The organism is Sandaracinobacter neustonicus, from assembly GCF_006385875.1.
GTDB classification, from domain to species: Bacteria; Pseudomonadota; Alphaproteobacteria; order Sphingomonadales; family Sphingomonadaceae; genus Sandaracinobacteroides; species Sandaracinobacteroides neustonicus.
This window is the reverse complement of the sequence record NZ_VFSU01000025.1, coordinates 1-25,669: the sequence shown is the minus strand read 5'-3', so window position 1 is coordinate 25,669 and position 25,669 is coordinate 1. Positions and strand designations below refer to the sequence as shown.

Genomic DNA, 25,669 nt, shown 5'->3' with positions numbered 1-25,669 from the left:
CGAAGGGCTGCCCATGTCCGCCACCCGCATCCTGTGGGGCCAGATCCTCGCCGTGTTCCTGATCATCCTCACGGGCGTGTGGACTGCAACCCAATATGTCGCCTGGAGGCTGGGATTTCAGGAGGGGCTCGGAACCCCCTGGTTCGAACTGGCCGGCTGGCCGATCTACTACCCACCCGCGTTTTTCTGGTGGTGGTATCTCTACGATGCCTATGCGCCCGATATTTTCGTGACCGGCGGGCTGATCGCGGCGTCCGGCGGTATCGCCTCGATCGCCGTGGCAATCGCCATGTCCGTGTGGCGGGCTCGCGAAGCGCGCAAGGTCGAGACCTATGGCTCCGCCCGCTGGGCGAGCCGGGACGAGGTACGGGCGGCGCGCCTGCTTGGCGCTGACGGTGTGGTGCTGGGAAAACTCGGCGGCGACTATTTGCGCCACGATGGCCCCGAACATGTGCTCTGCTTCGCGCCAACCCGCTCAGGCAAGGGTGTTGGTCTCGTTATCCCGACGCTGTTGACCTGGCCGGGATCGGCCATCGTTCACGACATCAAGGGCGAGAACTGGCAGCTGACGGCAGGTTTCCGCGCCCGGCATGGTCGCGTGCTTCTGTTCGATCCTACCAATCCCGGGTCTGCCGCCTACAACCCGCTGCTGGAAGTCCGTCGCGGCGCCTGGGAGGTGCGCGACGTCCAGAACATCGCCGACATCCTGGTTGATCCGGAGGGTTCGCTGGAAAAGCGCAACCATTGGGAAAAGACCAGCCACGCGCTGCTGGTGGGCGCCATCCTCCATGTCCTCTATGCCGAGAAGGACAAGACACTGGCGGGCGTCGCCGCCTTCCTCTCCGATCCGCGGCGCACCATCGCCGTGACGCTCGAAGCCATGATGAAAACGCCGCATCTGGGAGACGCCGGCCCGCACCCTGTTATCGCCAGCGCCGCGCGCGAGCTTCTGAACAAGTCCGAAAATGAGATGTCGGGCGTTTTGTCGACCGCCATGTCCTTCCTGGGGCTCTACCGCGATCCGGTGGTGGCGGAAGTGACGCGCCGCTGTGACTGGCGGATTGGTGATCTGGTCACGGGCCCGCAGCCAACCACCCTCTACCTTGTGGTACCACCGTCCGACATCAACCGCACCAAGCCGCTGATCCGGCTGCTGCTCAATCAGGTGGGGCGCAGGCTGACCGAAGACCTCAGAGGACGGACCGACCGGCATCGCCTGCTGTTGATGCTGGACGAGTTTCCGGCGCTTGGACGGCTCGACTTCTTCGAAAGTGCCCTCGCGTTCATGGCGGGCTATGGCCTCAAATCCTTCCTGATCGCCCAGTCGCTGAACCAGATCGAGAAAGCCTATGGGCCCAACAACTCGATCCTCGACAATTGTCACGTCCGCGTCAGCTTCGCGACCAACGACGAGCGCACCGCCAAGCGGGTGTCCGACGCTCTTGGCACGGCGACAGAAATGCGGGCGATGAAAAACTATGCCGGCCATCGCCTCAGCCCTTGGCTGGGCCATCTGATGGTGTCGCGCTCCGAGACCGCCCGACCGCTGCTGACACCGGGAGAGGTCATGCAGCTGCCAACAACGGAGGAGATCGTGATGGTGGCCGGCACACCACCGATCCGCGCCAGCAAGGCGCGCTACTTCGAGGACAGGCGGTTGCAGGGCCGGATCAGTGCGCCGCCCGTTCCGAAAGTACCGGCAACGGTGGTGCCGGACCCCTGGAACCAGCTTCCGATCCCGCCACGACCATTCATCATTCCCGCAAAGCCGACAAAGAACACGAAGAAGCAGGCCTCCACTGGAGGCGAAGAACAGCAGCATGCAATGCAGTTAGGCGAAAAGCTCCCTCGCCCCGAGAATCCCATTGAGCCCAATGAATTCGACCTGGATGGCGCGCCACGCGAGCCCGACGCGGACGTGGAATTTGTACGGCTGCAAAACCAGATGCGGCAGGTCGCGCGACAGGCTTCCATGGACCCCAGCTCGGACAGTGGCCTCTAGCATGCGCCCCAAACAGCCCCGCAAACGCCGGCTGTCGGTCTATCTGGAACCAAACCTCCTTGTCGCGCTAGAGGAGCGCGCCGCGCGGAGGGACCATTCCCTGTCGATGATCGCCGAAGCGGCCGTTGCCGCCTTTCTCTCCCCCGACGATGGCGAGCGGCGGGAAGCAGCTGTCGCCAAACGACTGGACCAGATTGACCGGCGGATCGCCCGCATCGAGCGCGACCAGACCATAGCCGTCGAGACGATGGCCATGTTCGTGCGCTTCTGGCTCACCACTACGCCTGCACCACCGGAAGCGCATGCAGGTGCCGCGCGCGCAAAAGGGCTGCAGCGCTATGATGCCTTCCTTTCCGCGCTCAGTCGGCGCATGGCCAGCACCACCAGACTCGCCCGCGAACTGGCGGAGGATATCGGTTCGAGCGGACCGACGGTCGACCCGCAAGGCTGATACCAGAACCGGCACATTCGCCATCGCCTGTCATTGCACGCCACACCCCTTCGCCTCGCAATAGCTGTTGAACCGCGCGGAAATCGGGTTCTCTTACTCGGCCCCAACAGGGGCAGCATGGGCTGACCCTTCGACAAGAGGGCAGCAGATGCGCGGTTCCCGCAATCAGGAAGAAGCTCTCAACCGCAGCGCGCGGATGCTGCGCACTGCGCTTGGTCCCGCCATTGCGGCGCTGTTGGACGATCCGGCTGTCGTCGAAGTCATGCTGAACCCGGATGGCCGCCTCTGGTCTGACCGGCTGTCGCAAGGTCTTGCCGATACCGGGGAGCGGCTGTCGGCATCGGACGGCGAGCGGATCATCCGGCTGGTGGCCCACCATGTCGGCGCGGAAGTCCATGCCGGCGCGCCGCGTGTGTCAGCCGAACTTCCGGGAACCTGGGAACGGTTCGAAGGCCTGCTGCCGCCCGTCGTGCAGGCGCCCACTTTTGCCATCCGAAAACCCGCCGTCGCGGTGTTCACGCTCGACGACTATGCGGCTGCCGGCACCCTGCGTCCGCCCGAGGCAGCCCTGTTGCGGGACGCTGTCCAAAGCCGCCTCAACATCCTGGTTGCCGGCGGCACCTCCACCGGCAAGACAACATTGGCCAATGCCCTGTTGGCGGAAGTCGCCGGAACCGGCGACCGGGTGGTGCTGATCGAAGACACCCGAGAACTGCAATGCACTGCGCCCAACCTTGTGTCGCTACGCACCAAGGATGGCGTCGCCACGCTTTCCGATCTTGTCCGCTCCGCGCTGCGGCTGCGGCCGGACCGTATTCCCATCGGCGAAGTGCGCGGCGCTGAAGCACTGGACCTGCTGAAGGCCTGGGGCACCGGCCATCCCGGCGGCATCGCCACCATCCACGCCGGCAGCGCCATGGGCGCCCTGCGGCGGCTGGAACAGCTGATCCAGGAAGCGGTGGTGACCGTCCCGCGTCCGCTCATCGCCGAGACCATCGATCTTATCGCTGTGCTGTCGGGGCGCGGCAGCGAACGCCGCCTCGTCGAACTAGCCCGCGTGCCGGGCCTTGGCCTCGACGGCGACTACCGCCTGATCCCGGCCACCGCGCCGGTTGCCGTTCCAAACCTTCTCACCCTCGCAGGAGACCTTGCATGACCCGCTTGCTTACCCTTGCCAACCAGCACCGTAGCCGGTTCGCCGCACGCGCCTCGCTTCTGGCGATTATGTTCATGCTCACACCTGCCGCCTGGGCCGGTGGCGCGTCCATGCCGTGGGAGCAGCCGCTGGAGCAGATCCTGCAATCGATTGAGGGCCCGGTCGCCAAGATTATTGCGGTCATCATCATCATTGTGACCGGCCTGACGCTGGCGTTTGGCGACACGTCGGGCGGCTTCCGCCGGCTCATCCAGATCGTGTTCGGCCTGTCGATCGCCTTTGCGGCCTCGTCCTTCTTCCTGTCCTTCTTCAGCTTCGGCGGCGGGGCGCTGGTATGACCGGGATGGATGAGGTGCCCGGCTTCAGCGTTCCCGTGCACCGGGCACTGACCGACCCGATCCTGCTGGCGGGTGCGCCGCGCTCGCTCGCCATCGTCAATGGCACGCTGGCGGCAGCCCTTGGGCTGGGCCTGCGTCTGTGGCTGGTCGGGCTGGCGATTGGCGCCATCGGCCATTTGCTGGCGGTCTGGGGCGCCCGGCGCGACCCGCTCTTTGTCGAGGTGGGGCGGCGGCATCTGCGCCTGCCGTCCCATCTGGCGGTCTGAGGGCAAACGCCGCTATGTTTCACCTCGCCGAATATCGCCGTCAGGCCACGCAGCTCGCGGATTATCTGCCTTGGGCGGCTCTGGTCGCGCCGGGTATCGTTCTCAACAAGGACGGCAGCTTCCAGCGCACTGCCCGGTTTCGTGGGCCGGACCTCGATTCCGCCGTGCCGGCCGAGCTGGTGGCGGTCGCTGGCCGCCTCAACAATGCGCTGCGGCGACTGGGCTCCGGCTGGGCGCTGTTCGTCGACGCCCATCGCCATGCCGCCACTTCCTACCCTGAAAGCAGTTTTCCCGATGCTGCATCCGCACTGGTGGATGCCGAGCGCAAGGCAATGTTCGAAGAGGAAGGCGCGCATTTTGAATCGAGCCATTATCTGACTTTCTGCTGGTTGCCGCCGCCCGAAGATGCGAGCCGAGCGGAGCGGTGGATGTACGAAGGCCGCAACAGCCGGAACCTTGATCCGCGCGAATTGCTGGCTGGCTTCCGTGACCGGACCGAGCGCCTGCTTGGCCTCATTGATCCGCTCATGCCGGAATGCGCCTGGCTCGATGACGGCGAGACGCTGGGCTTCTTGCACAACAGCATTTCGACACAGCGGCAGCGGGTCGGAGTGCCCGAGACCCCGATGTATCTGGACGCGCTGCTGCCCGATCAGCCGCTCAGCTGCGGGCTGGAACCACGGCTGGGTAACGCGCATCTGCGCATTCTGACCATCACCGGTTTCCCAACGCAAACCACGCCCGGGCTGCTGGACGATCTGAACCGTCTGGCTTTTCCTTATCGCTGGTCAACCCGCGCCCTGCTGCTCGACAAGACCGACGCGACCAAGCTCCTCTCCCGCATCCGTCGCCAATGGTTCGCCAAACGCAAATCGATCGCCGCCATCCTGAAAGAGGTGATGACGAACGAAGCCTCCTTACTTGTGGATTCGGATGCCGCCAACAAGGCCGCAGATGCCGACCTCGCATTGCAGGAACTGGGTGCCGACCATGCTGGCATGGCCTATGTGACGGCGACCGTCACCGTCTGGGACGAGGATCCGCGCGCGGCAAACGAGAAGCTGCGGCTGGTCGAGAAGGTCATCCAGGGCCGCGACTTCACCGCCATCCCGGAAACCGTCAACGCGGTGGACGCCTGGCTCGGGAGCCTGCCGGGCCATGTCTATGCCAATGTCCGTCAGCCGCCGATTTCCACGCTGAATCTGGCCCATATGATTCCGCTGTCGGCGGTCTGGGCAGGCGAGCCGGAGGACGCGCATCTCGGCGGGCCGCCATTGCTGTTTGGAAAGACGCAGGGGTCAACCCCGTTCCGGCTATCGCTCCATGTCGGCGACGTCGGGCACATGCTGGTCGTCGGGCCGACGGGTGCTGGAAAGTCCGTGCTGCTGGCACTGATGGCCTTGCAGTTCCGTCGCTATCCCGGCGCCCGCGTTTTTGCATTCGATTTTGGCGGATCGGTGCGGGTGGCCACGCTTGCCATGGGCGGAGACTGGCACGACCTTGGCGGCAGTATCGCGCCGGCCAGCGACGATGAACCCGCCCGGCCGCTCAGCCTGCAACCGCTGGCCCGCGTCGACCGGGTGCCGGAACGTGCCTGGGCAGCCGACTGGGTGGCCGCCATGCTCGCCCGCGAAGGCGTCGAGCTGACGCCGGACGTCAAGGAACATCTGTGGTCGGCGCTGACTTCGCTTGGCACAGCACTTCCATCCGAGCGGACCCTCACTGGTCTGACCGTGCTGCTGCAATCCCGCCAGCTGAAGCAGGCGCTGGCACCCTATTGCGTCGGCGGTCCCCATGGCCGCCTGCTGGACGGCGAAACCGAGCATCTTGGCAGTGCGTCGGTGCAGGCCTTCGAGACCGATGGCCTGATCGGTACGCCCGCGGCACCCGCTGTTCTCTCCTATCTGTTCCACCGGATCGAGGGCCGTCTCGATGGTGCGCCCACCCTCATCATCATCGACGAAGGCTGGCTGGCGTTGGACGATGCCGCATTCGCCAGCCAGTTGCGCGAATGGCTGAAGACACTGCGCAAGAAGAATGCCTCGGTCATCTTCGCCACCCAGTCGCTGTCCGATATCGATGCTTCACCTCTGGCGCCGGTGCTGATCGAAAGCTGCCACACAAGGCTGTTGCTCCCCAACGAGCGCGCTATCGAACCACAGATCAGCGCTGTCTATCGCCGCTTTGGCCTCAACGACCGGCAGATCGATATCCTCGCGCGGGCAACCCCCAAGCGCGATTATTACTGCCAGTCCCGACGCGGCAACCGGCTGTTCGAACTTGGGCTGTCCGATGTCGCGCTCGCGCTCTGTGCGGCGTCGGCGAAGTCTGACCAGCCCTCCATCACCGCCCTGCATGCCGAATATCGCAGCGATGGCTTTCTTGCCGCCTGGCTTCGCCATCGCGGCCTTGGCTGGGCCGCCGACCTCGTTCCCGATCTTGTCCCAGAGGAGAATGACCAATGAACGGCAAATCCCGCGCCGCTCGGTTCGCAGCGGCATGGCTGCTGAGCACCGCGCTCGTACCCACGATGTTGTCCGCACCGGCGCACGCCATCGTCGTGTTCGACCCCTCCAACTATAGCCAGAACGTGCTGACCGCCGTCCGCTCGCTGCAACAGGTGACCAACCAGATCACCTCGCTGCAGAACGAGGCGGCAATGCTGATCAATCAGGGCAAGAACCTCGCCAGCCTGCCATATTCGGCGCTTGGCGCCTTGCAGCAGTCGATCCAGAAGACCCAACAGCTGCTCGCCGAAGCGCAATCGATCGCTTACGATGTCCAGCAGATCGATAAAGCGTTCCAGCAGCACTATGCTCAGGTTGATCCGGCCGCCACCGACGCCCAGCTGATCGCCAACGCCAAATCCCGCTGGCAGACCAGCGTGGCGTCATTGCAGGATGCGATGCGGGTGCAGGCGGGCATCGTCCAGAATATGGACGCCAGCAAGGGCGAGATGGCGGCCCTGATTGGTGAAAGTCAGGGGGCGTCGGGCGCGTTGCAGGCAGCCCAGGCCGGCAACCAGATCCTTGCGCTTCAGGCGCAGCAACTGGCCGACCTGACCGCCGTGACGGCCGCCAATGGCCGCGCGCTGGCGCTTCAGGCCGCTGAACAGGCAGCGGCTGCCGAACAGGGCCGCGAACACCGCAAGCGCTTCCTGACCCCCGGCACCACCTATCAGCCGGGCCAGGCCAAGATGTTCTACGAGTGAGACGGCAGTGGACAGCCGCACCCTCGCGCGCACCGGCGCATTCGCGTTCGTCGGCATCGCCGTCACGCTGATGGCGGTGCAGTTCTCCGACAGGGAGCGGCGGGAAGAGCCGCTGGCCGTTGCGCAGGTCGCTCCGCTTCCCGATCCCCGTCGCGCGGCGCTGCGCGCCTGCCGCGACATGGGGGAAGCGGCCTCACGAGACCCATCCTGCCTGAACCTCTGGTCCGAGAACCGGGACCGGTTTCTGGGGCAGGTGACCGAACGGCCGGCGATTGCTGACCACCCTGAGCCGGTGGGCTGATCATGGGCGGCACCGGCATCATCGACCAGTTTCTGGAGGTATTTACCTCCTATATCGACGCCGGGTTCGGCCTGCTGTCGGGTGAGGTCGCGTTCATCGCCACCACCCTCATCGTCATCGACGTGACGCTGGCCGCGCTGTTCTGGTCGTGGGGCGCCGACGACGACATCATGGCGCGTCTCATCAAAAAGACGCTGTTCGTCGGCGTGTTCGCCTACCTCATCTCCAACTGGAACGGGCTGGCGAAGATCATCTACGAAAGCTTCGCCGGCCTTGGCCTGATGGCCAGCGGCTCCGGCCTGCCGCCGGAAGACCTGCTGCGGCCGGGCAAGGTGGCACAGATCGGTCTCGACGCCAGCCTGCCGTTGCTGGAATCCGTGTCTGACCTGCTGGGCTGGGTCTCCTTTTTCGAGAACTTCATCCAGATCATCTGCCTGCTGTTCGCCTGGGCGCTGATCCTGCTCGCCTTCTTCCTGCTGGCAATCCAGCTGTTCGTGACACTGATCGAGTTCAAGCTGACGACGCTGGCCGGGTTCGTGCTGATCCCATTCGGCCTGTTCGGCAAATCAGCCTTCATGGCCGAGCGCGTACTGGGCAATGTCATTTCGTCCGGCATCAAGGTGCTGGTGCTCGCCGTCATCATCGGCATCGGCTCGACTCTGTTCTCCACCTTCACGCAAGGGTTCGGCGGCGAAATCCCGACCATCGACGAGGCCATGACCATCGTGCTGGCAGCGCTCTCGCTACTGGGTCTGGGCATCTTTGCACCCGGCATCGCCAACGGCATCGTGTCCGGCGGCCCACAGCTGTCGGCAGGTGCGGCCGTCGGCACAACCATGGCGGCCGGTGGCATGGTGGCCGCGGGCGTTGCAACCGGCGGCATGGCAGCAGCGGGCGGTTCGGCGATCCTTGGCCGCACGGCAGCCGCTGCCCGCGGCGGCGCGTCCATGGCAGCCGGCGCCTCAGAGGCCTATTCCGCAGGAAGTGCCGGTCGCAGCGGAATTGGCGCTGTGGCCGGGGGTCTCGGCAATGTCGCCCGCACGGGCGCACAGGCTGCGATTTCCCCTCTCCAGCGCGCATCTTCCAGTGGCAGTTCTGCAGGCACCGTATCGTCGGCCGCTTCCGGCGAACCGCCCGCCTGGGCCAACCGTCTGCGCCGTTCCCAGCGCCTGTCGCAAGGGACGCAGGCCACCCTCCACGCCATCCGCGCTGGCGACAGCCACGGCGGCGGCTCCTCCATCTCGCTCTCTGAAGGGAAAAGCTGATGTTCCGGCGATCCGCCGTTCACTATGGCAAAACGCCCGAGCCCGAAACGCCCTACCAGCGCGCGGCGCAGGTGTGGGACGACCGCATCGGCTCGGCGCGCGTGCAGGCCCGCAATTGGCGGTTGATGGCATTCGCCTGTCTGGGTCTGGCGGGCGGCCTGTCCGCCGCGCTCGTCTGGCAGGCATCTCGCGGCACCATCGTCCCCTGGGTGGTGGAGGTCGACAAGCTTGGCCAGACCTCCGCTGTCGGGCCTGCAACCGAAGGCTTCCTGCCGTCCGATCCGCAGATTGCCTATCAGCTGTCGCGGTTCATGGAACAGGTGCGCGGTATCGCCACGGATCCCATCATCGTCCGCCAGAACTGGTTGCGCGCCTACGACATGACAACAAGGCGTGGCGCACTGGTGCTGAGCGACCATGCCCGCGCCAATGATCCCTTTTCCCGTGTCGGCAAGGAACAGGTGTCGGTCGAGGTCAACTCGGTCATCCGGGCGTCGCCATCATCATTCCGCATCGCCTGGACCGAGCGCACCTATCGCGACGGATCGCTCATGGACACCGCCCGCTGGAGCGCGATTCTGACGGTTGCCGTCCAGCCGGCCAGCGACCCCGAACGCCTGCAAGCCAACCCGCTCGGCATCTATGTCGACGCCATCAACTGGTCGAAGGAGCTTGGATCATGACCCGGCCATCCTGTTTGCTGCTGCTGTTTTCCACGACGATCATCGCCGGCTGCGCGACGACGGCGATATCCGCGCCGTTGCCGCAGGCGAAGTCAGATATGCAAGCGTTGGCGACCGCACCGCGGGCGACGGACACCCCTGTCGCGCTCGGACCACCGCATCAACTCATAGTGGAAGTGCCCGTCCCCCTGCCGCTCCCCGGTCAGCTGAAGCCACTTCCCGCAATCGTCCGCACACCGGAGCCGGCATCGCCTACCACTCGCATACTTCAGGCCAACGCCGCGGCCCGCATGGAACCGGTACGCGACGGGTTCATCAACGCCATGCAGGTCTGGCCATTCGTCGATGGCGCCCTCTATCAGCTGTACACGGCGCCAGGCCACGTCACCGACATCGCGCTCGAACCCGGCGAGAAGCTGGTTGGTCCCGGCCCGGTCGCTGCCGGCGACACAGTGCGCTGGATCATCGGCGACACCGAAAGCGGCACGGGCGCTGCAAAACAGGTCCATATCCTGGTGAAGCCCACCCGGCCCGACATCGGAACCAATCTTGTCATCAACACCGACCGCCGCACCTACCACCTCGAACTGCGGGCAACGGAGCGGACTTGGATGGCGTCAGTCCGCTGGGATTATCCGCAGCGGGCGTTGCTTGCGCCACCACAGGGGAAAGCAGAGCCAGAACGGCAAGCATCCGCCGGGGTCGATCCCGCCAGTCTGGATTTTGGCTATAGTCTTTCCGGTGACCGCCCGGCCTGGCGGCCCGTGCGCGCGTTCAACGATGGGAGCCAAGTCTTCATCGAGTTCGATCGCAGTATCGGCCAGGGCGAGATGCCGCCCCTGTTTCAGGTTGGGCCAGACGGCAAATCGATGGAACTGATCAACTACCGCGTGCGCGGACACTATATGATCGTCGACCAGCTGTTCTCGATAGCCGAGCTGCGGATGGGAAGTGGCAAACGGCAGGCCAGCGTCCGGATCCAGCGCGATGTCGGACACCGGCCATGATCGTCGATCCGCCACCGCCGGCAGCGGCACCGGAAAGCGCATCAGCAGTTTCGTCGGGTGAGAAATCCGCCAATGGTCATGCGCAAAATGAGCGGCCTCGCCTGAAGGAATCCGCTGACGCCATGCGCCTGCGGCCGACGCTTCCGCCAGTCACGCGGCTGTCACGCAAAGCCCTGCTTGGGCTTGGAATCGTCGTCAGCATCGGGCTGGGTGGAGCGCTGGTGTATGCATTGCAAGGCCGCGAAGCTGCCGAGGGGCTGCCGGAGCTGGTGCCGACCGACAATCGCACCACACCTGATGGACTGGCCCAATTGCCCCGGGACTACAGCGGCATTCCGCGCCTCGGGCCGCCGCTGCCCGGCGACCTCGGTAGGCCAATCCTCCGTGCCCAACAGCAGGGCAGAGATGTCCCCGTGCCAGGCATTGCGACTTCCGCGCCGCCCGCCCAGCCCGTGGACCCAGCAGTTCAGCAGAGACAGCAGGAGAGAGAGGCAGCCCGAACCGCCAAGCTGTTTGCAACAGGCACCTCCACTGCATCTGCCGCGACACCTTCAGTCCTGATAGAGGGCCTTCCCGTCAATGCAGATCAGCCGCCCGGTGCCGCCCAGCCCACCGCACCTGTCGATCGCCGCGAAGCATTCCTTGGCCGGCGAAGCGAGCCGACAACCTCCCCCGAACGGATTACCGCGGCACCCTCCCGGCAAATCCTTCAGGCCGGCGCCATCATTCCCATCGCGCTCCTCACCGGCATTCGCTCAGACCTGCCCGGTCAGGTGACCGCCCAGGTGACCAGCAATGTCCATGACAGCCCCACCGGCCGGACAATCCTCATCCCGCAGGGAACACGCGTGATCGGCGATTATGATTCCGGTGTCGCATTCGGCCAGAGACGCGTGCTGCTGGCCTGGAATAGGCTGATTTTCCCGGATGGCCGCTCGCTCGCGCTGGATCGCCAGCCCGGCACCGATGCGCAAGGGCAGGCCGGGATGCAGGACGGCATTGATCGCCACTGGGGCCAGATGCTGAAGGCCAGCCTCCTATCCACCATATTGGGCGTCGGCGCCGAACTTGGTGCCGGTTCCGGCGACAGCGCCATCCTCCGCGCCTTGCGCCGTGGGGCCGCCGACAGCATCACCGACACCGGCAGACAGATCGTCGACCGTCAGCTCGATGTGTCGCCAACCCTCACCGTGCGAGCCGGCTTCACCGCCCGCATTCTCGTGACGCGCGATCTCATTATTGAACCCTATGGAGCTATCCCATGACAAAACTGAAACTCGGCCCAATCGCCGACGAAAGGCCGGTTAAGGTCACAGTCGAGCTGCCGGCCGCGCTGCATCGCGACCTCATCGCTTATGGAGAGCAATTGGCGATGGAAACTGGCACCGCTGCGCCGGAGCCGTGCCGACTGATTCCGCCGATGGTAAGCCGGTTTATTTCAGCAGACCGGGCATTTGCGAAGTCGCACTCAAAGTAGATTACCAGCCAGCTGCCTTAAACATGGGGCAGATTTGTCGGGCGATCCGGAATGTCAGTAGTTTGTGCAAAATGGCGATAAATTGCCATGCGTTCAGCTAATAATTCCAGCGCCTGCAAAGTCTGCAGTCCGGAAGTGCGAGGTACCATAAGCTCAGTTGCAGTCGGCGGCGATCTCGCGTCGCTTCGGCAGCGCCGCCCCGGTCGGCAACTTGCGGGACGACCAGTGGATGTGGGCGATCTGCCATCCTTCGGACAGCTTCGTCAGCACCATGGTTTCGGTTCCGATCCGGGGGTCAGCGCGCCCGTCGGCTGTGGTCGTGCTCTCCGACATGATGACCGCCTGCGCAGGCGTGATCAGGCATTGGCGAGCAACGGGGACAGTCACCGTCTTGGCAGCATGGGCGGCGTCGCCGGCCAGATGGCCTCCGGCATATTCAGCCGCTGATCGCTCGATGTGGCCTGCCTCGAAGATCAGCGCATCCGGTGCCAGCAGCGCGGTGACGGCCTTGCTGTCTCCGCGCTTCAGCGCAGCATGAAAGGCATCAACCGCAGCAGCCGGTCCCTGCTGTGCCGCTGCAGCGCTTGCGGAGAGGACCATCAGCGTCGTGAAGGCGATATGGAACTTATTTTGCATCGTCAGTCTCCTGAAGGGGAAAGAAGCCCCAGCCATCCGACGAGAAACAGGATGGACGTGGCAAGAAGCAGTTCGGCGCGCAGGCTGAAGACGAGGGGCCCTTGCGCGCCATTTCCGGCAAGCAACGGTGCAAGCCGGAACCGGTTGAGCGCCGCCAGCCCGAGCATCGCGGCGAACGCCAGCAGCTTCAGCACCATCAGCTGGCCCCAGGCTGTTCCCCACGCCGTGGCAAGGCCGCCCGAGCCCAGCATCATGGCTGCATTCAGCAGGCCGGTGGCCAGGAGCAGGCCGACGATGAGACTTCCGGTGAGATGAAAGCGTCGCAACGCCTGCGACAGAAATCCAGACTCGCTGTTCGGGCTGGCCGAGGCAATCAGCAAAAAGGCGGCAATGGCCCCCAGCCACAGGCCGGCGGCCAGAAGATGAACGATGGAGGAGGCGAGGTGCAGCAGGCCAAGCTCGCCATCCGATGCCGCCCCATGCCCGAACCAGGCGAGCGTCGCCAGCGCAACGGCCAGCAGCAGGGACTGTATGACAGGCCGCCCGATGCCGGCCACCGCCATCATCAGGAAGCCACCCAGAGCCGCGATCCGCAGGCCGAGGGCCAGAGCGAACCCGGGCAGTTCCATCAGCGTCTGCAGATGCGAGGGCTCGAGTTCACGCAGCGGCGTGCCGAACATCCGCCCAGCCAGGATCGCCATGCCCAACGCAGAAGCGGCGAGCGCGGCAAGGGAGAGACCGATCTGCGTTCCGCGTATGCGCGCGTTCCAGCTTTGGCGATGAGCTGCATCCAGTGCATGCAGGCCGAACACAGACAGGCCAAATCCCAGCCCAAGTGTCATCACAAGAATGAAGCGGACAGCGGCCGCCGGCAGATCTTCCACGCCGGATCAGCGGACCATGAAGCTGATGGTTCCGGTGACCCGATGAGTGTCCGCGCCGACGCCGAACCAATCGACCTTGTATGCACCGGCTGCGAGCGGCGATGCCGGGGTCACAGTCATTGTCTTGCCGTCAGCTGAGACCGCGGCTGTTGCCGCAAGCGGACTTGCGCCATCGGCCTTCGCCAGCGTCGCGCCGGACATCCTCTCGAACAGCTTTTCGCTGAACGTCAGGCTGATCACGCGGGGGGCGGCAACGCTTGCCCCGGCGGCGGGCGTGGAGGCCACCACCTTGGGGTGGGCGAACGCCGGCGCGGCAATCAAGGCGATGGCGGCGACAGGAAGCAGGACAATGCGCATAGGTATAAACTCCTTGGAAAAATCAGGATCAGGCAAAACGCCAGCTCGTGCCCTTCTGGTCGAAGGCCATCACATCGAAAGGCTCGCGCCGGCCATCCGGGACTTCCATTCCTGGGGAGCCGACCGGCATTCCGGGAACGGCAATTCCACGCGGCGCCTTCGTTCCCATGGCGAGCATCTTGCGGATTGCCGCAAACGGTACATGCCCCTCAACCGCACGACCTTCGACCATTGCGGTATGGCACGACCACAGAGGCTCGGGGATGCCGATACGGCGCTTCAACGCCTGCATATCGGCCTGATCGACAACACGCACGGTAAAGCCCGCCTTGCCAGCCATTGCCGCCCATTTCAGGCAGCAACCACATCCTGCATCCCGATAGACTGTCATGGGGGTTTGCGCCGAAGCCAACGCAGGCGCCGCCGCAACTGCCAGCGAAGCAGCCAGGAAAGTGCGTCGTCCGAAAGGTTTCAGGATGAGGGTCATGCCGCGAATACGCATTGCAACGCGCCATCCCTCACGCCGTGCGGGCTTTTGCCTTTGCGCGCGTATTCAACCTAGAGTGGCTGTCAGGCCACGCGGAGACCAGCATGACCGACAAGCTCGATTCCCTTTTGCAGCTGATGCGCGACGCCCCGCCGGACCGCGACCTGGGCATGGTCGAACCCCGTGTGTGGAAGCGGATTGCAACAGTCGAGCAGGCCATGCCGCTTGCCGGCTGGCGGCTGCCCGCGCTTTCGGCGCTGGCGGCGCTGCTGGTGGGGGTGGCCTCCACCACGACGGCCAGCGCCCGGCCGCCTGAAGTCTCCCCCTTCTCGTCCGGGATCGCGCTGGCGCCCTCCACGCTGCTGGAGAGCGGACGGTGAGCCGCACGTGGCGTCAGACCTTGCTGGTGCTGCTTGTGGCGCTGCTGGCCGGCATGGCTGGCGCGTGGCTCGGGCCACAGATCCTTGCGCGCACCCATGGAAATGGCACTTCGTTCCATGAGGCCGTTCACCGGGAGCTGGACCTGACCGCTGACCAGTCCGCCAGGATCGACGCCCTGGAGCGCTCCTTCGCGGTGCAGCGCAAGGCGCTGGAGCTGGAAATGCGGCAAGCCAATGCCGAACTTGCGGCGGCCATTGAAAGCGAAGGTGCCTATGGCCCAGCGGTCACGGCTTCCGTCGATCACTTCCATATGGCCATGGGCGAGTTGCAGAAGGCGACCATCGAGCATGTCTTTGCGATGCGCGCCGTGCTGACACCGGATCAGGCGGCAAAGTTTGACCGAACGGTTGTGGATGCGCTGACCGCCGAACCGCGGTGACCGCGGCGTGACCGCAGACACAGACGAAGCGCTTGTGCGCCGCGCGGCCGCCGGCGACGAGCCGGCCTTTGGCCAGCTGATGCGGCGCCACAAGGAGGGCCTCTACCGCTTCCTGCGGCGCCTGACCGGCGATCCCGAGGAAGCGCATGACCTGCTGCAGGACAGTTTCGTCGCGATCTGGCGCAACCTTGGCAGCTTCGACGCGGACCGCCCGTTCCTGCCATGGGCGCAGCGCATTGCACTGAACAAGGTCCGCGATGCCGCACGTCGCCGGGCTGTGCGGCGCTTCCTGCTGGGGCCTTCGCGCGACGCAGAAACCCTGCAAGTCGCCGATACTGCTGCCTTGCCTGATGTCGAAACGGCTGACCGGCAGGAGCTAGCGCGGCTGGATCGAGCAATCGCGGATCTGCCGCTTGCCCTCAGGGCTCCACTGGTCCTGACCGCTATCGAGGGTCTCAGTCAGGCAGAGGCCGGCGTCCGACTGGGTATCAGCGCGAAGGCCGTGGAAACAAAGGTGGCGCGCGCACGTCGAATATTGACCGGAATCCTCGATCGCGTGTGAGGGGAGACTGCTGACCGCGCGTATTCACAGGCAAGAGCCCATTGCCTGAGGATTCCATGCAACTTCCTGTTCCGTTCATCCGGGCCATCCCGCTTGCTGGCCTGCTGCTGTTCGCCGTTCCCGGTCAGACGCGTGACGTGACCGTCGATTTGGTCACCCAACGCGAGCGGCTGGAGGTGAATCCGGGCCGCCGCGACCTCGTCGTCACACTCAATGGCAGTGTTCCCGGGCCCGTCCTGCGTTTTCGGGAAGGCGACAACGTCACCGTCAACCTCCGCAACGATTTGCCCGAGATGACGGCGATTCACTGGCACGGGCTTCTGGTGCCGGGGCATCATGACGGCGCGCCGGGCTTCAACGGCTTTCCGGGCATCGCGCCCGGCGCCACCTACACCTATAATTTCACGCTGCGCCAGTCGGGCACCTACTGGTATCACAGCCATGCCTCCACACAGGAACAGGCCGGGCAATATGGCGCGCTGATTATCGAGCCGAAGGACGGCCCGGACGTTGCGGTGGACCGCGAGCATGTGATCCTGCTGACCGAGCACACGCCCGAAGACCCCGAGCGCATCATCCGCAACCTGAAGGGGGATGCCGGATACTATAACTGGAACAAGCGGACCACGCCGGAGCTGCTGCGCGACGCGGGCAAATTCGGGCTGGGCAAGACATTGTCCGACCGTGCGGCCTGGGGCCGGATGCGCATGGACCCGACGGACATCGCCGATGTGTCCAACTACACGCTGCTGGTGAACGGCCTGCCAACGGCCCGCAAGCCATTCTTCGAAATGAAGAAGGGCGAAAAGGTTCGGCTGCGCTTCATCAACGGCTCTGCGATGAGCTTCATGGACGTGCGCATTCCCGGCCTGACGATGACGATCATCGCGGCCGACGGGCGAGCGGTCGAGCCAGTGCAGGTCGACGAGTTCCGCATGGCAGTCGCCGAAACCTATGATGTGCTGGTCGAGCCGCAGGAAGACCGCGCCTACCCGCTATGGGTGGAAACGATCGACCGCCGCGCAAACGCACTGGCTGTGATGGGGCCGGCGCCGGGCATGCCGGTGGAAGCGCCCCGGCCCCGGCCGATGCAGATCCTGATGATGGGCGAAATGGGCCACGCGATGGGCGCACCCGCCCAGCCAGCTACAAGCCATGCAGGCCACCAGATGGCGGCGACCGATCCGGACACCGCCATCCTGAACGCTGCGGCAGAGCGCCAGCCACATGCGATGCCCGACATGGCTGGGATGCCGCCCGCTGCGAGTTCCTGCACGCCAGAACATGCAGCGATGGGCCATTGCAGCATGCCGGCCGCGCCCGAACCGGCGCCGAAGTCCGAATGTTCAGCGGAACATGCCGCCATGGGCCATTGCAAGATGCCCGAACCTGCGCCACCGCCCGCACAGGACAGCAGTTGCCCCCCCGAGCACGCCGCCATGGGGCATTGCACGCCCAAACCACCCACGCCGAGCGGACCAGACCGCATCGGGACCGCGGTTCCGGCCACTGCCGTTCAAGGTGGTACAGCCTTTCCCCGCGTCGACTATGGCTATGGCGCCGACCCGATGGCCGGCATGGACCACAGCCAGATGAACCACGCGATGACCGAGCTTGCGCGCGAGGGCGACGTCGACGGCTCGGGCCGGGTGTTTGGCTGGGCGACCGGCGCGCCTTATGGCGCGCGGGTGTTGTCGATGCGGGATCTGGTGGCAGCAAAGCCCAATCCGGATGCCCGCGCCCCGACGCGGGAGATCGTGATCCGCATCACTGGCAACATGGAGCGCTACATGTGGTCGCTGAATGGCAAGCCGTTCGGCGAAGCCCCGCCCGTTGATGTGCAATTTGGCGAGAGGGTGCGCATCACCTTCGTCAACGAGACGATGATGGCGCATCCGATGCACCTGCACGGCATGTTCTTCGAGATCGAGAATGGAGCGCCGGCCGACAGGATGCCGGAGAAAAATGTGATCGCTGTCGCCCCGGGCCGCACCCAGTCAGTGATCCTCACCGCAAACGAGCCGGGCGAGTGGCCACTGCACTGCCACCTCCTGTTTCACATGGATTCCGGCATGATGAAGAAGCTGATCGTGGCCAATGTCGGGCCGGCCCCCGGCGATGCACCGGCAGACGCCCACCAGCACAAGGCGCACTGACTGATGCGCGCCCTTCTCGTTTCGCTCCTGTTCGCAACGGCTCCGGCCTTCGCCCAGACTGTCGATGAACCCGCAGCGCATCTGCACGGCAACCGCACTTATAGCTACACCTCGGCCGAGGCCGACTACAGCCGGCAGTCCGGAACCGATGTGGTGAACTGGGACGCCGAAGGCTGGATCGGCGGCGATAACCACAAATTCTGGTGGAAGACCGAAGGCGAGCACGCCGGCTCCGCCTTCGAAAAGGCCGAGGTTCAAGCCCTTTACAGTCGCAACGTCTGGACGTTCTTTGACGTTCAGGGCGGGGTACGCACCGACATCGAGCCCGACCGCCGCGCCTATGCGGTGGTCGGCGTGCAGGGCCTCGCCCCGCAATTGCTGGAGACAGAGTTGCACGCATTCATCGGCTTCAAGGGCGATGTCAGCATCCGCTTCAAACAGTCCTTCGACCTGCGCCTCACCAACCGCTTCGTGCTGGAACCGCAGCTGGAGACAGACCTCTACCTCACCGACGTGCCCGAGCGTCGTGTCGGATCTGGCTTCTCCACAATCGAGACCGGGGTTCAGGCCCGCTACGAGGTAACGCGCAAGTTCGCACCGACGCTGGCTGTCACCTACGAGAGCAAGCTCGGCGAGACAGCCCGTCTCGCGCGCGAAGATGGCGAGGACACGGGCGGTTGGTCTGTGCGGGGTGGCGTACGCTTCTGGTTCTAGCAAGGAGATCGAAGATGACGAAAACATTCATGCTCGCGATGCTGTCGCTGATGGTTGCGGCACCGGCAGTTGCGCAACAAGTGCCTGCCGCCGAGACGAAGAAATGCTGCTGCGAGAAGGATTGCTGCGACAAGGCCGGCAAGGGAAAAGCGGACCATTCCAGCATGGGCCATGGGACGGACACCCCGGCGCCATCGACGCCTCGCTGATGCACCGCGGCTGCCGTGTTCCGGCAGCCGCCCCGTCACACACCGTGCTCAAGGTTGAAGGAGGTTCACATGCGAACCCGTCGAACCCTGTTTGTAGCTGCAATGGTCATGGCGTCATTTGCGTCGGTTGCACCGGCGAATGCAGAGAGCCTGCAGCACAGCGTTTTCATGCGCGGCCAGATCGTCGACATGAGGGACGATATCGCGACAGTCTGCATCGGCTCGGCCGACGGAGCCAGGATCGGGCAGGTTCTTGATGTCGCCCGTGTGGTGCCAGTGACAATTCCCGCCAAGTCGGGCCCCGCTTTTCGCCGAAAGGACGTGGGGCATGTCCGGATCGACAGCATCGTTGATACGCATTTCGCCCGCGCCACGGTGATCGGTGGCGAAGCGAAGGTACACGACATCGTCGAACTGCGCAGGGAATGACCGGCTGGTCGACACAATAGGGCTCCGGGCGGCGTCGGCCCGATCGCGTTGCAGGTGGGCATCACCCAAAGATGCCGTTCACGTGGAGTTGAGGGATGGCCGAAATGCACAGACACGCACCGTCAGGGCGTGACAGCCATAGTGGTCACGGCAATTCGACTGGCAGCAGCGCCAAAACCGCCCGCGACCCTGTCTGCGGCATGATGGTCGACCCACATGCCACCGCCCATCGCGCCGAGCATGCCGGTCATCCCTATTATTTCTGCTCCGCTGGCTGCCGCTCGAAGTTCATCGCCAGCCCGCAGACCTATCTTGGCAAAAAACCTCCGGCACCCGTTGCCCCGGCCGGAACCATCTACACCTGCCCGATGCACCCGGAGATCCGGCAGGACGGTCCAGGCTCGTGCCCAATCTGCGGCATGGCGCTGGAGCCCGAACTTCCCGACGCCAATGCCGGCCCGAACCCTGAACTCGTGGACTTCACCCGCCGCTTCAGGATCGGGCTCGCGCTCACTATTCCAGTCCTCATCCTCGAGATGGGCGGCCACCTGTTCGGCCTGCATCGCTTCATTTCACCGCAGACGTCCAACTGGTTGCAGCTGTTGTTCGCAACGCCCGTTGTGCTGTGGGCGGGATGGCCATTCTTCGAGCGCGGCTGGGCGTCCATCGTCAACCGCAGCCTGAACATGTTCACCCTGATCGCCCTGGGGACCGGTGCCGCGCTCCTCTACAGTCTGGTGGCCACCATCGCGCCGCAGCTGTTCCCGCCGTCCTTCCGGGCAATGGATGGCTCGGTTCCCGTCTATTTCGAGCCCGCAGCGGTCATCGTTGTGCTGGTGCTGCTCGGCCAGATGCTGGAACTGCGCGCCCGCGAGGCAACCGGCGGCGCCATTCGTGCGCTCCTCGATCTGGCGCCGAAAACCGCCCGACGCGTGGGGGCTGACGGCAGCGACCAGGAAATCCCGCTGGAAGACGTCGTCGTGGGCGACCTTCTGCGGGTGCGGCCCGGAGAGGCGGTGCCCGTGGACGGCAAGCTGTCTGAAGGCCACTCCACGCTGGATGAATCCATGGTCACCGGAGAATCCCTGCCGGTCACAAAAATGGTGGGTCATCAGCTGATCGCCGGCACCATGAACCAGACCGGTGCCTTCCTGATGACGGCCGAACGGGTGGGCCGCGACACGCTCCTGTCGCAGATCGTCGCGATGGTGGCGTCGGCGCAGCGCAGCCGCGCGCCGATCCAGCGCCTGGCTGACAAGGTCTCCGGCTGGTTCGTGCCGGCAGTGATCCTTGTCGCAGTGCTGGCATTTCTTGTCTGGGCGCTGGTCGGGCCGGAACCGCGTCTCTCCTACGCCTTTATCGTGGCGGTATCCGTCCTTATCATCGCCTGTCCTTGCGCACTCGGCCTAGCTACGCCCATGTCGATCATGGTCGGTGTGGGGCGCGGCGCACAGGCGGGCGTCCTCATCAAGAATGCCGAGGCGCTGGAACGGCTGGAGAAGGTGGACACCCTGCTTGTCGACAAAACCGGCACCCTGACCGAGGGGAAACCAAGGGTTGCCTCCATCCATCCCACAGAGGGGATTTCCGAAACCGAACTGCTCGCCCTCGCTTCAGCACTGGAGCGGCAGAGCCAGCATCCGCTGGCAGCCGCCATCGTCGCCGAGGCGCAGGCCCGAAATCTCGTCCTGGCCGACGTCACCGGCTTCGATGCCCCTTCGGGCAAGGGCGTTGTCGGCACTGTCGGAGGACGGCAGGTCGCCATCGGCAAGCCCGCCTATCTTGCCGAGCTTGGTGTAGAGACAGTCGGCCTTACCGACGCCGCAGATGCGGCCCGCCGGGAAGGGGCGACGGCAGTGCTCGTTGCGGTCGATGGCAAACCGGCGGGCAGCATCGCCATCGCTGACAAGGTAAAGGCCAGCACTCCGCAGGCGCTCGCCGCGCTGCGAGACGCCGGCATGCATGTCATCATGCTGACCGGAGACAATCACATAACGGCAGAAGCCATTGCGAGGCGCCTTGGCATCGACGATTTCGAAGCAGATGTTTTGCCCGCCGACAAGCAGGCAGTCGTTGAGAGGCTGAAACGCGAGGGCCGTGTGGTCGCCATGGCAGGCGACGGCGTCAACGACGCGCCCGCGCTCGCGGCAGCGGACGTCGGGATTGCGATGGGCGGCGGAACCGACGTTGCAATTGAAAGTGCAGGCGTAACGCTGATGGGCGGTGACCTGATGGGTATCGTGAAAGCCCGTCACCTGAGCCATGCCACGATGCGGAATATCCGCCAGAACCTGTTGTTCGCCTTCGCCTACAACGCAGCCGGCGTCCCACTTGCAGCAGGCGTGCTCTATCCGTCGCTCGGGCTGCTGCTGTCCCCAATCGTTGCCGCGGCGGCGATGGCCCTTTCATCGGTGAGCGTGGTTGGCAATGCTCTGAGGTTAAGGAGGCTGTCGCTGTAGCCGCCTGCCGCCCATTATTTCGTGCGGATCTCGACGGTGATGTGCTTCAATTCATGCACGGGTCTCAACCGTTCAAGAAGGTCGTCCGGATTTAGTGCGGCGGCCGTCGTCACGCTGACGATAGCGGCATGTGCCGCCGGACCAATTCGCCAGACGTGCAGATCCGTGATTGCGACATCTCCCTGCCTGCCAAGTTCATCCCGCACCTCGGCGGCGACATCCTCATCCGTTTGATCCAGAAGAACTTTCGCGGTGTCGCGCATCAGGCTCCAAGACCAGCGGCCAATAACCACGGCTCCGACAATTCCCATGATCGGATCCAGCCAGGTCAAACCCAGGAAGCGGCCAGACAGCAGGGCGACGATTGCCAGAACGGAGGTAAGCGCGTCGGCCAGAACATGAAAATAAGCCGAGCGCATATTGTTGTCGTGACCATGACCATGCCCGTGCCCATGTCCATGATCGCCGTGACCATGTTCATGGTGGTGGTGAGGGCCGCCTGACAGCAGAAACACGCTGGCCACATTCACCGCAAGACCGATGGCTGCGATGATGGTCGCCTCACCGAAGGCGACCGTGATGGGCTCGAAAAGCCTCCGGATGGATTCGACCCCGATGCCAAGCGCGACCACTCCGAGCACCAGCGCCGATGCAAAGCCTGCCAGATCACCGACTTTCCCGGTGCCGAAGCTGAACCGCGGGTCGTGAGCATAGCGTCGGGCATAGGCATAGGCTGCAGCAGCCACACCAAGCGCGCCGGCATGGGTAGCCATGTGGAAACCGTCCGCCAGCAACGCCATGGAGCCTGTGAGATAGCCTGCCACGATCTCAACCGTCATCATGAGAGCAGTGAGCAGAACCACCCAAAGCGTTCGCCGCGCATTCTCGTCATGATTGGCACCCAGGAAAACATGCGCGTGCAGATGCTCGTTGCCCGTTGCGGCGTCGATTAGACCAGTCATGATTTGTATCGTCCCAATATGGTGATCAGTTCGTCGGCACCGCGACGACGGGCAGCTTCGTCTAGGCCAGGGGCAGCGACATGATGCTCGAGATGATCGAGGATCAACACTTCCACGAGTCCGCCCAATGCTCCTCGTGCGGCTGCTGCCTGCTGCAGCACAGCAGAGCACTCTGCGTCTGTCGCGATCGCTCTTTCAAGCGCCGCGACCTGACCAGCTATTCGCCTGACACGCGCCAGCAGCTTCGCCTTGTTGGTCGAGATGTGTGCCATGAATATACTCCCCTATAGTATATTCACCAACACAACAATGGCATGACGTCGGCCTCGTGATGGGAGCTTCCAGTCGGCTGTCAGACCGTGTGGCGACGCGTCTCATTGCTCAGCTTAAATGGCACTGAAGCTGCTGAGCTGGAGGGAGCCCATCTGCATTGCATCGGTCACATAGTTCGATATATCTCGAATCATGGAATCCAATGCGGCCTTGTCCGCCTTTACCGCTCTATCCCAGCAGACAAGGCTGGATGCGTTCCGCTTGCTCGTCCGCCACGAACCCGAGGGCCTGCCTGCAGGCGACATCGCGCGTCACCTGGATGTGCCTGCCAACACACTTTCCACACACCTCGCCATTCTGGCGCGGGCAGGCTTGGTGACGTCCGAACGGCACGGCCGCGTCATCCAGTACCGCGCCGATGTCGACGGCCTCCGCGCGCTGATGCTGTTCCTCGTAAAGGACTGCTGCGCGGGAAGCCCGGAACTGTGCGCGCCGCTGATCTCCGAACTCGCCTGCTGCTGAGAGGCTCGCCAATGCCCACCGATATCATCGTCTATCACAACCCGGAGTGCGGAACTTCGCGCAACACGCTCGGCCTCATCCGCAACGCGGGGCTTGAGCCGCATGTCATCGAGTATCTGAAGACGCCGCCGTCGAGGGCGATGCTGGAAAGCCTGATCGAAAGGGCCGGCATTTCGCCCCGCGACCTGCTGCGGGAAAAGGGCACGCCCTATGCCAACCTCAATCTCGGCAACCCAGAGTTGACCAACACGCAGTTGATCGACGCCATGATGGCGCACCCGGTCCTCATCAACCGCCCGCTCGTCGTGTCACCATTGGGCGTCAAGCTCTGCCGTCCGTCCGAGGAAGTGCTCAGCTTGCTGCCAACGGCACAACAGGGCGCATTCACGAAGGAAGACGGCGAGCAGGTCATCGACGCCAGCGGCAAACGCGTGGGCGCCTGAAGACCCATGAACAGCCCCGCACGCCCACGCCTATCTTTCCTTGATCGATACCTGACGCTCTGGATATTCATCGCGATGGCAATCGGAGTTGGCCTCGGCGCGCTGTTCCCGAGCCTGCCCGCCGCCATCGACAGCTACAGCATCGGCACCACCAACCTGCCTATCGCGGTCGGGCTCATCCTGATGATGTATCCGCCGCTCGCCCGAGTCCGCTATGAGGAACTGCCTCTGGTGTTCCGCGACAAGCGCATCCTTGCCATCTCGCTCGTGCAGAACTGGATTATCGGTCCGGTGCTGATGTTCGCGCTCGCTGTCATCTTCCTGCGCGACCATCCCGAATACATGACCGGCCTGATCCTCATCGGCCTTGCCCGCTGCATCGCCATGGTGATCGTCTGGAACCAGCTGGCGAAGGGCGACAACCAGTATGTTGCGGCCTTGGTCGCGTTCAACTCGCTGTTCCAGATCCTGTTCTTCAGCGTCTACGCCTGGTTCTTCCTCATGTTCCTTCCGCCGCTGCTGGGGCTGGGAGGCAGCGTAATCAACGTCAGCTTCTGGACCATCGCACAGGCCGTCCTCATCTATCTCGGCGTCCCGTTTGCGGCAGGCTTCCTCACCCGGCGCCTGCTGGTCGCACGCAAGGGCGCCGACTGGTATGAACAGCGCTTCCTGCCAAAGATCGGCCCCGTCACTCTGCTGGCGCTGCTGTTTACCATCCTGGCCATGTTCAGCCTGAAGGGGCAGGACATCCTGACGTTGCCGGGCGACGCGATCCGCATCGCCATCCCGCTCGTCATCTACTTCGTTGTCCAGTTCCTCATCAGCTTCTGGATGGGGAAGCTGATCGAGGCGGATTATCCCCGCACCACGGCGGTGGCGTTCACGGCAGCCGGCAACAATTTTGAGCTGGCAATTGCCGTTGCCATCGCGGCCTTTGGCCTTGCATCGCCGGTCGCCTTCGCAGCCGTGATTGGCCCGCTGGTCGAGGTGCCGGTGCTGATCCTGTTGGTGAATGTTGCCTTCTGGCTGGGCCGCCGATGGTTTCCTGCCACCACGCCCAACGTTGCCACCAAGGATAATACATGAGCCGTTTGCGCACTCTTCCAGACCCCGAACATTTTCCGGCGCTGAGGCCCGAGTATCTGCATCGTCTACCTGCGCTGGATCTCGGCGAACTCGACCCGCCGCCGCGCATCCTGCTGCTCTACGGCTCGTTGCGGGATCGTTCTTTCTCGCGTTTGGCGACGGAGGAGGCTGCAAGGCTGTTGCAGCTGTTTGGTTGCGAGACGCGCATCTTCGACCCATCCGATCTCCCGCCGCCCGACCTGTTTCCTTACGACGACCATCCAGCAGTCCATGAACTACGCGAGCACTCGATCTGGTCAGAAGGGCAGGTTTGGTGCAGCCCTGAAAGGCACGGGCAGATCACCGGCATTATGAAGGCGCAGATCGACCATCTGCCACTGGCCATGAAGGGGGTTCGCCCAACGCAGGGCCGCACGCTCGCGGTGATGCAGGTCAACGCTGGCTCGCAGTCGTTCAACAGCGTAAACAGCCTGCGTATCCTCGGCCGCTGGATGCGGATGATCACCATCCCAA

31 protein-coding genes are annotated in these 25,669 nt (G+C 64.3%); 25 read left to right on the top strand and 6 right to left on the bottom strand.

The features are described 5' to 3' along the window. Nucleotides 1-13 precede the first annotated feature (13 nt). The 13 genes from FJQ54_RS10260 (at nucleotide 14) to FJQ54_RS10200 (ending at nucleotide 12,157) form a co-directional block, all read left to right on the top strand. A complete protein-coding gene (locus FJQ54_RS10260; protein WP_140928325.1) occupies nucleotides 14-2,002 on the top strand; it encodes a conjugal transfer protein TraG in 1,989 nt (662 codons plus the stop codon). A 1-nt stretch (nucleotide 2,003) separates the two neighbouring features. Beyond that, nucleotides 2,004-2,453, top strand: a complete 450-nt coding sequence (locus tag FJQ54_RS10255; protein ID WP_140928324.1) for a CopG family transcriptional regulator — start codon at nucleotides 2,004-2,006, stop codon at nucleotides 2,451-2,453. Between the two features lie 148 nt (nucleotides 2,454-2,601). After that, nucleotides 2,602-3,609 carry a P-type conjugative transfer ATPase TrbB gene (gene trbB / locus FJQ54_RS10250; RefSeq protein ID WP_140928323.1) on the top strand — a complete coding sequence of 336 codons (1,008 nt, stop codon included), beginning with the start codon at nucleotides 2,602-2,604 and terminating at the stop codon, nucleotides 3,607-3,609. Beyond that, nucleotides 3,606-3,947 carry a TrbC/VirB2 family protein gene (locus FJQ54_RS10245; RefSeq protein WP_181160093.1) on the top strand — a complete coding sequence of 114 codons (342 nt, stop codon included), beginning with the start codon at nucleotides 3,606-3,608 and terminating at the stop codon, nucleotides 3,945-3,947. Before trbB ends, FJQ54_RS10245 begins: the two co-directional genes overlap by 4 nt. Continuing rightward, nucleotides 3,944-4,213, top strand: a complete 270-nt coding sequence (locus FJQ54_RS10240) for a VirB3 family type IV secretion system protein (RefSeq protein WP_140928322.1) — start codon at nucleotides 3,944-3,946, stop codon at nucleotides 4,211-4,213. Before FJQ54_RS10245 ends, FJQ54_RS10240 begins: the two co-directional genes overlap by 4 nt. A 14-nt stretch (nucleotides 4,214-4,227) precedes the next feature. Further along, on the top strand, nucleotides 4,228-6,678 hold the full coding sequence (trbE, locus tag FJQ54_RS10235; RefSeq protein WP_140928321.1) for a conjugal transfer protein TrbE: 2,451 nt from the start codon (nucleotides 4,228-4,230) through the stop codon (nucleotides 6,676-6,678). Beyond that, on the top strand, nucleotides 6,675-7,424 hold the full coding sequence (gene trbJ / locus FJQ54_RS10230; RefSeq protein WP_140928320.1) for a P-type conjugative transfer protein TrbJ: 750 nt from the start codon (nucleotides 6,675-6,677) through the stop codon (nucleotides 7,422-7,424). The genes trbE and trbJ overlap by 4 nt, the downstream gene beginning before the upstream one ends. Nucleotides 7,425-7,431: 7 nt before the next feature. Next, nucleotides 7,432-7,725, top strand: a complete 294-nt coding sequence (gene trbK-alt / locus FJQ54_RS10225) for a putative entry exclusion protein TrbK-alt (RefSeq protein WP_140928319.1) — start codon at nucleotides 7,432-7,434, stop codon at nucleotides 7,723-7,725. A gap of 2 nt (nucleotides 7,726-7,727) precedes the next feature. Continuing rightward, nucleotides 7,728-8,990: a P-type conjugative transfer protein TrbL gene (gene trbL / locus FJQ54_RS10220; RefSeq protein ID WP_140928318.1), complete on the top strand. Its 1,263-nt coding sequence runs from the start codon at nucleotides 7,728-7,730 to the stop codon at nucleotides 8,988-8,990. Beyond that, on the top strand, nucleotides 8,990-9,673 hold the full coding sequence (gene trbF, locus FJQ54_RS10215) for a conjugal transfer protein TrbF (RefSeq protein ID WP_140928317.1): 684 nt from the start codon (nucleotides 8,990-8,992) through the stop codon (nucleotides 9,671-9,673). Before trbL ends, trbF begins: the two co-directional genes overlap by 1 nt. Continuing rightward, nucleotides 9,670-10,680 (top strand): P-type conjugative transfer protein TrbG, encoded by a 1,011-nt coding sequence (gene trbG / locus FJQ54_RS10210; protein WP_140928316.1) that lies wholly within the window; start codon nucleotides 9,670-9,672, stop codon nucleotides 10,678-10,680. Before trbF ends, trbG begins: the two co-directional genes overlap by 4 nt. Beyond that, on the top strand, nucleotides 10,677-11,945 hold the full coding sequence (locus tag FJQ54_RS10205; protein ID WP_140928315.1) for a TrbI/VirB10 family protein: 1,269 nt from the start codon (nucleotides 10,677-10,679) through the stop codon (nucleotides 11,943-11,945). The genes trbG and FJQ54_RS10205 overlap by 4 nt, the downstream gene beginning before the upstream one ends. After that, nucleotides 11,942-12,157 carry a DUF2274 domain-containing protein gene (locus tag FJQ54_RS10200; RefSeq protein WP_140928314.1) on the top strand — a complete coding sequence of 72 codons (216 nt, stop codon included), beginning with the start codon at nucleotides 11,942-11,944 and terminating at the stop codon, nucleotides 12,155-12,157. The genes FJQ54_RS10205 and FJQ54_RS10200 overlap by 4 nt, the downstream gene beginning before the upstream one ends. Before the next feature lie 153 nt (nucleotides 12,158-12,310). On the opposite strand, the gene FJQ54_RS10195 is transcribed toward FJQ54_RS10200, so the two are convergent. The 4 genes from FJQ54_RS10195 to FJQ54_RS10180 are packed head-to-tail and all read right to left on the bottom strand — an operon-like array spanning nucleotide 12,311 to nucleotide 14,536. Continuing rightward, the gene (locus FJQ54_RS10195) at nucleotides 12,311-12,793 is read right to left on the bottom strand and encodes a YybH family protein (protein WP_181160092.1); all 483 of its coding nucleotides are present in this window, start codon (nucleotides 12,791-12,793) and stop codon (nucleotides 12,311-12,313) included. Nucleotides 12,794-12,795: 2 nt separating this feature from the next. Beyond that, the gene (gene copD, locus FJQ54_RS10190; RefSeq protein WP_140928312.1) at nucleotides 12,796-13,677 is read right to left on the bottom strand and encodes a copper homeostasis membrane protein CopD; all 882 of its coding nucleotides are present in this window, start codon (nucleotides 13,675-13,677) and stop codon (nucleotides 12,796-12,798) included. Between the two features lie 6 nt (nucleotides 13,678-13,683). Continuing rightward, complete coding sequence (copC, locus tag FJQ54_RS10185) at nucleotides 13,684-14,034, bottom strand: copper homeostasis periplasmic binding protein CopC (RefSeq protein ID WP_140928311.1); 351 nt, start codon at nucleotides 14,032-14,034, stop codon at nucleotides 13,684-13,686. A gap of 28 nt (nucleotides 14,035-14,062) precedes the next feature. Then, on the bottom strand, nucleotides 14,063-14,536 hold the full coding sequence (locus tag FJQ54_RS10180; protein ID WP_235890399.1) for a DUF411 domain-containing protein: 474 nt from the start codon (nucleotides 14,534-14,536) through the stop codon (nucleotides 14,063-14,065). Between the two features lie 89 nt (nucleotides 14,537-14,625). Between FJQ54_RS10180 and FJQ54_RS10175 the strand changes: the two genes are divergently transcribed. From FJQ54_RS10175 to FJQ54_RS10140, 8 genes are all read left to right on the top strand, one after another. Further along, the gene (locus FJQ54_RS10175; protein WP_140928310.1) at nucleotides 14,626-14,901 is read left to right on the top strand and encodes a hypothetical protein; all 276 of its coding nucleotides are present in this window, start codon (nucleotides 14,626-14,628) and stop codon (nucleotides 14,899-14,901) included. Next, on the top strand, nucleotides 14,898-15,341 hold the full coding sequence (locus FJQ54_RS10170) for a Spy/CpxP family protein refolding chaperone (RefSeq protein WP_140928309.1): 444 nt from the start codon (nucleotides 14,898-14,900) through the stop codon (nucleotides 15,339-15,341). Before FJQ54_RS10175 ends, FJQ54_RS10170 begins: the two co-directional genes overlap by 4 nt. A gap of 7 nt (nucleotides 15,342-15,348) precedes the next feature. After that, nucleotides 15,349-15,903, top strand: coding sequence for an RNA polymerase sigma factor (locus tag FJQ54_RS10165; protein WP_235890398.1), 555 nt, complete (start codon nucleotides 15,349-15,351; stop codon nucleotides 15,901-15,903). Nucleotides 15,904-15,959: 56 nt separating this feature from the next. After that, nucleotides 15,960-18,059, top strand: a complete 2,100-nt coding sequence (locus FJQ54_RS10160) for a multicopper oxidase domain-containing protein (RefSeq protein WP_140928308.1) — start codon at nucleotides 15,960-15,962, stop codon at nucleotides 18,057-18,059. A 3-nt stretch (nucleotides 18,060-18,062) separates the two neighbouring features. Further along, on the top strand, nucleotides 18,063-18,773 hold the full coding sequence (locus tag FJQ54_RS10155; protein ID WP_140928307.1) for a copper resistance protein B: 711 nt from the start codon (nucleotides 18,063-18,065) through the stop codon (nucleotides 18,771-18,773). A gap of 14 nt (nucleotides 18,774-18,787) precedes the next feature. Further along, nucleotides 18,788-18,982 carry a hypothetical protein gene (locus FJQ54_RS10150; protein WP_140928306.1) on the top strand — a complete coding sequence of 65 codons (195 nt, stop codon included), beginning with the start codon at nucleotides 18,788-18,790 and terminating at the stop codon, nucleotides 18,980-18,982. 69 nt (nucleotides 18,983-19,051) lie between these two features. Next, nucleotides 19,052-19,411, top strand: a complete 360-nt coding sequence (locus FJQ54_RS10145; protein WP_235890397.1) for a hypothetical protein — start codon at nucleotides 19,052-19,054, stop codon at nucleotides 19,409-19,411. Between the two features lie 104 nt (nucleotides 19,412-19,515). Continuing rightward, a complete protein-coding gene (locus FJQ54_RS10140; protein WP_140928351.1) occupies nucleotides 19,516-21,870 on the top strand; it encodes a heavy metal translocating P-type ATPase in 2,355 nt (784 codons plus the stop codon). Nucleotides 21,871-21,884: 14 nt separating this feature from the next. Here the strand turns inward: FJQ54_RS10140 and dmeF are convergent, their stop codons facing one another. Beyond that, entirely contained in the window at nucleotides 21,885-22,832 is a 948-nt protein-coding gene (dmeF, locus tag FJQ54_RS10135) for a CDF family Co(II)/Ni(II) efflux transporter DmeF (protein ID WP_140928305.1), read from the bottom strand. Then, entirely contained in the window at nucleotides 22,829-23,104 is a 276-nt protein-coding gene (locus tag FJQ54_RS10130; RefSeq protein ID WP_140928304.1) for a metal-sensing transcriptional repressor, read from the bottom strand. Before FJQ54_RS10130 ends, dmeF begins: the two co-directional genes overlap by 4 nt. Nucleotides 23,105-23,297: 193 nt before the next feature. Here FJQ54_RS10130 and FJQ54_RS10125 point away from each other — a divergent pair, with 193 nt between their 5' ends. The 4 genes from FJQ54_RS10125 to FJQ54_RS10110 form a co-directional block, all read left to right on the top strand. Continuing rightward, nucleotides 23,298-23,627 (top strand): ArsR/SmtB family transcription factor, encoded by a 330-nt coding sequence (locus FJQ54_RS10125; protein WP_140928303.1) that lies wholly within the window; start codon nucleotides 23,298-23,300, stop codon nucleotides 23,625-23,627. Nucleotides 23,628-23,638: 11 nt separating this feature from the next. After that, entirely contained in the window at nucleotides 23,639-24,070 is a 432-nt protein-coding gene (arsC, locus tag FJQ54_RS10120) for an arsenate reductase (glutaredoxin) (RefSeq protein WP_140927255.1), read from the top strand. Nucleotides 24,071-24,076: 6 nt separating this feature from the next. Continuing rightward, nucleotides 24,077-25,156: an ACR3 family arsenite efflux transporter gene (gene arsB, locus FJQ54_RS10115; protein WP_140927256.1), complete on the top strand. Its 1,080-nt coding sequence runs from the start codon at nucleotides 24,077-24,079 to the stop codon at nucleotides 25,154-25,156. Then, nucleotides 25,153-25,669: NAD(P)H-dependent oxidoreductase (locus FJQ54_RS10110; RefSeq protein WP_140928302.1), on the top strand; the 517-nt coding region annotated here is incomplete at its 3' end. The genes arsB and FJQ54_RS10110, both read left to right, overlap by 4 nt.

Coding starts and splice junctions, on each gene's coding strand:
- FJQ54_RS10260 (WP_140928325.1), top strand. CDS start 14: ATGTCCGCCACCCGCATCCTGTGGGGCCAGATCCTCGCCGTGTTCCTG.
- FJQ54_RS10255 (WP_140928324.1), top strand. CDS start 2,004: ATGCGCCCCAAACAGCCCCGCAAACGCCGGCTGTCGGTCTATCTGGAA.
- trbB (WP_140928323.1), top strand. CDS start 2,602: ATGCGCGGTTCCCGCAATCAGGAAGAAGCTCTCAACCGCAGCGCGCGG.
- FJQ54_RS10245 (WP_181160093.1), top strand. CDS start 3,606: ATGACCCGCTTGCTTACCCTTGCCAACCAGCACCGTAGCCGGTTCGCC.
- FJQ54_RS10240 (WP_140928322.1), top strand. CDS start 3,944: ATGACCGGGATGGATGAGGTGCCCGGCTTCAGCGTTCCCGTGCACCGG.
- trbE (WP_140928321.1), top strand. CDS start 4,228: ATGTTTCACCTCGCCGAATATCGCCGTCAGGCCACGCAGCTCGCGGAT.
- trbJ (WP_140928320.1), top strand. CDS start 6,675: ATGAACGGCAAATCCCGCGCCGCTCGGTTCGCAGCGGCATGGCTGCTG.
- trbL (WP_140928318.1), top strand. CDS start 7,728: ATGGGCGGCACCGGCATCATCGACCAGTTTCTGGAGGTATTTACCTCC.
- trbF (WP_140928317.1), top strand. CDS start 8,990: ATGTTCCGGCGATCCGCCGTTCACTATGGCAAAACGCCCGAGCCCGAA.
- trbG (WP_140928316.1), top strand. CDS start 9,670: ATGACCCGGCCATCCTGTTTGCTGCTGCTGTTTTCCACGACGATCATC.
- FJQ54_RS10205 (WP_140928315.1), top strand. CDS start 10,677: ATGATCGTCGATCCGCCACCGCCGGCAGCGGCACCGGAAAGCGCATCA.
- FJQ54_RS10200 (WP_140928314.1), top strand. CDS start 11,942: ATGACAAAACTGAAACTCGGCCCAATCGCCGACGAAAGGCCGGTTAAG.
- FJQ54_RS10195 (WP_181160092.1), bottom strand. CDS start 12,793: ATGCAAAATAAGTTCCATATCGCCTTCACGACGCTGATGGTCCTCTCC.
- copC (WP_140928311.1), bottom strand. CDS start 14,034: ATGCGCATTGTCCTGCTTCCTGTCGCCGCCATCGCCTTGATTGCCGCG.
- FJQ54_RS10180 (WP_235890399.1), bottom strand. CDS start 14,536: ATGCGTATTCGCGGCATGACCCTCATCCTGAAACCTTTCGGACGACGC.
- FJQ54_RS10175 (WP_140928310.1), top strand. CDS start 14,626: ATGACCGACAAGCTCGATTCCCTTTTGCAGCTGATGCGCGACGCCCCG.
- FJQ54_RS10160 (WP_140928308.1), top strand. CDS start 15,960: ATGCAACTTCCTGTTCCGTTCATCCGGGCCATCCCGCTTGCTGGCCTG.
- FJQ54_RS10155 (WP_140928307.1), top strand. CDS start 18,063: ATGCGCGCCCTTCTCGTTTCGCTCCTGTTCGCAACGGCTCCGGCCTTC.
- FJQ54_RS10150 (WP_140928306.1), top strand. CDS start 18,788: ATGACGAAAACATTCATGCTCGCGATGCTGTCGCTGATGGTTGCGGCA.
- FJQ54_RS10145 (WP_235890397.1), top strand. CDS start 19,052: ATGCGAACCCGTCGAACCCTGTTTGTAGCTGCAATGGTCATGGCGTCA.
- FJQ54_RS10140 (WP_140928351.1), top strand. CDS start 19,516: ATGCACAGACACGCACCGTCAGGGCGTGACAGCCATAGTGGTCACGGC.
- dmeF (WP_140928305.1), bottom strand. CDS start 22,832: ATGACTGGTCTAATCGACGCCGCAACGGGCAACGAGCATCTGCACGCG.
- FJQ54_RS10130 (WP_140928304.1), bottom strand. CDS start 23,104: ATGGCACACATCTCGACCAACAAGGCGAAGCTGCTGGCGCGTGTCAGG.
- FJQ54_RS10125 (WP_140928303.1), top strand. CDS start 23,298: ATGGAATCCAATGCGGCCTTGTCCGCCTTTACCGCTCTATCCCAGCAG.
- arsC (WP_140927255.1), top strand. CDS start 23,639: ATGCCCACCGATATCATCGTCTATCACAACCCGGAGTGCGGAACTTCG.
- arsB (WP_140927256.1), top strand. CDS start 24,077: ATGAACAGCCCCGCACGCCCACGCCTATCTTTCCTTGATCGATACCTG.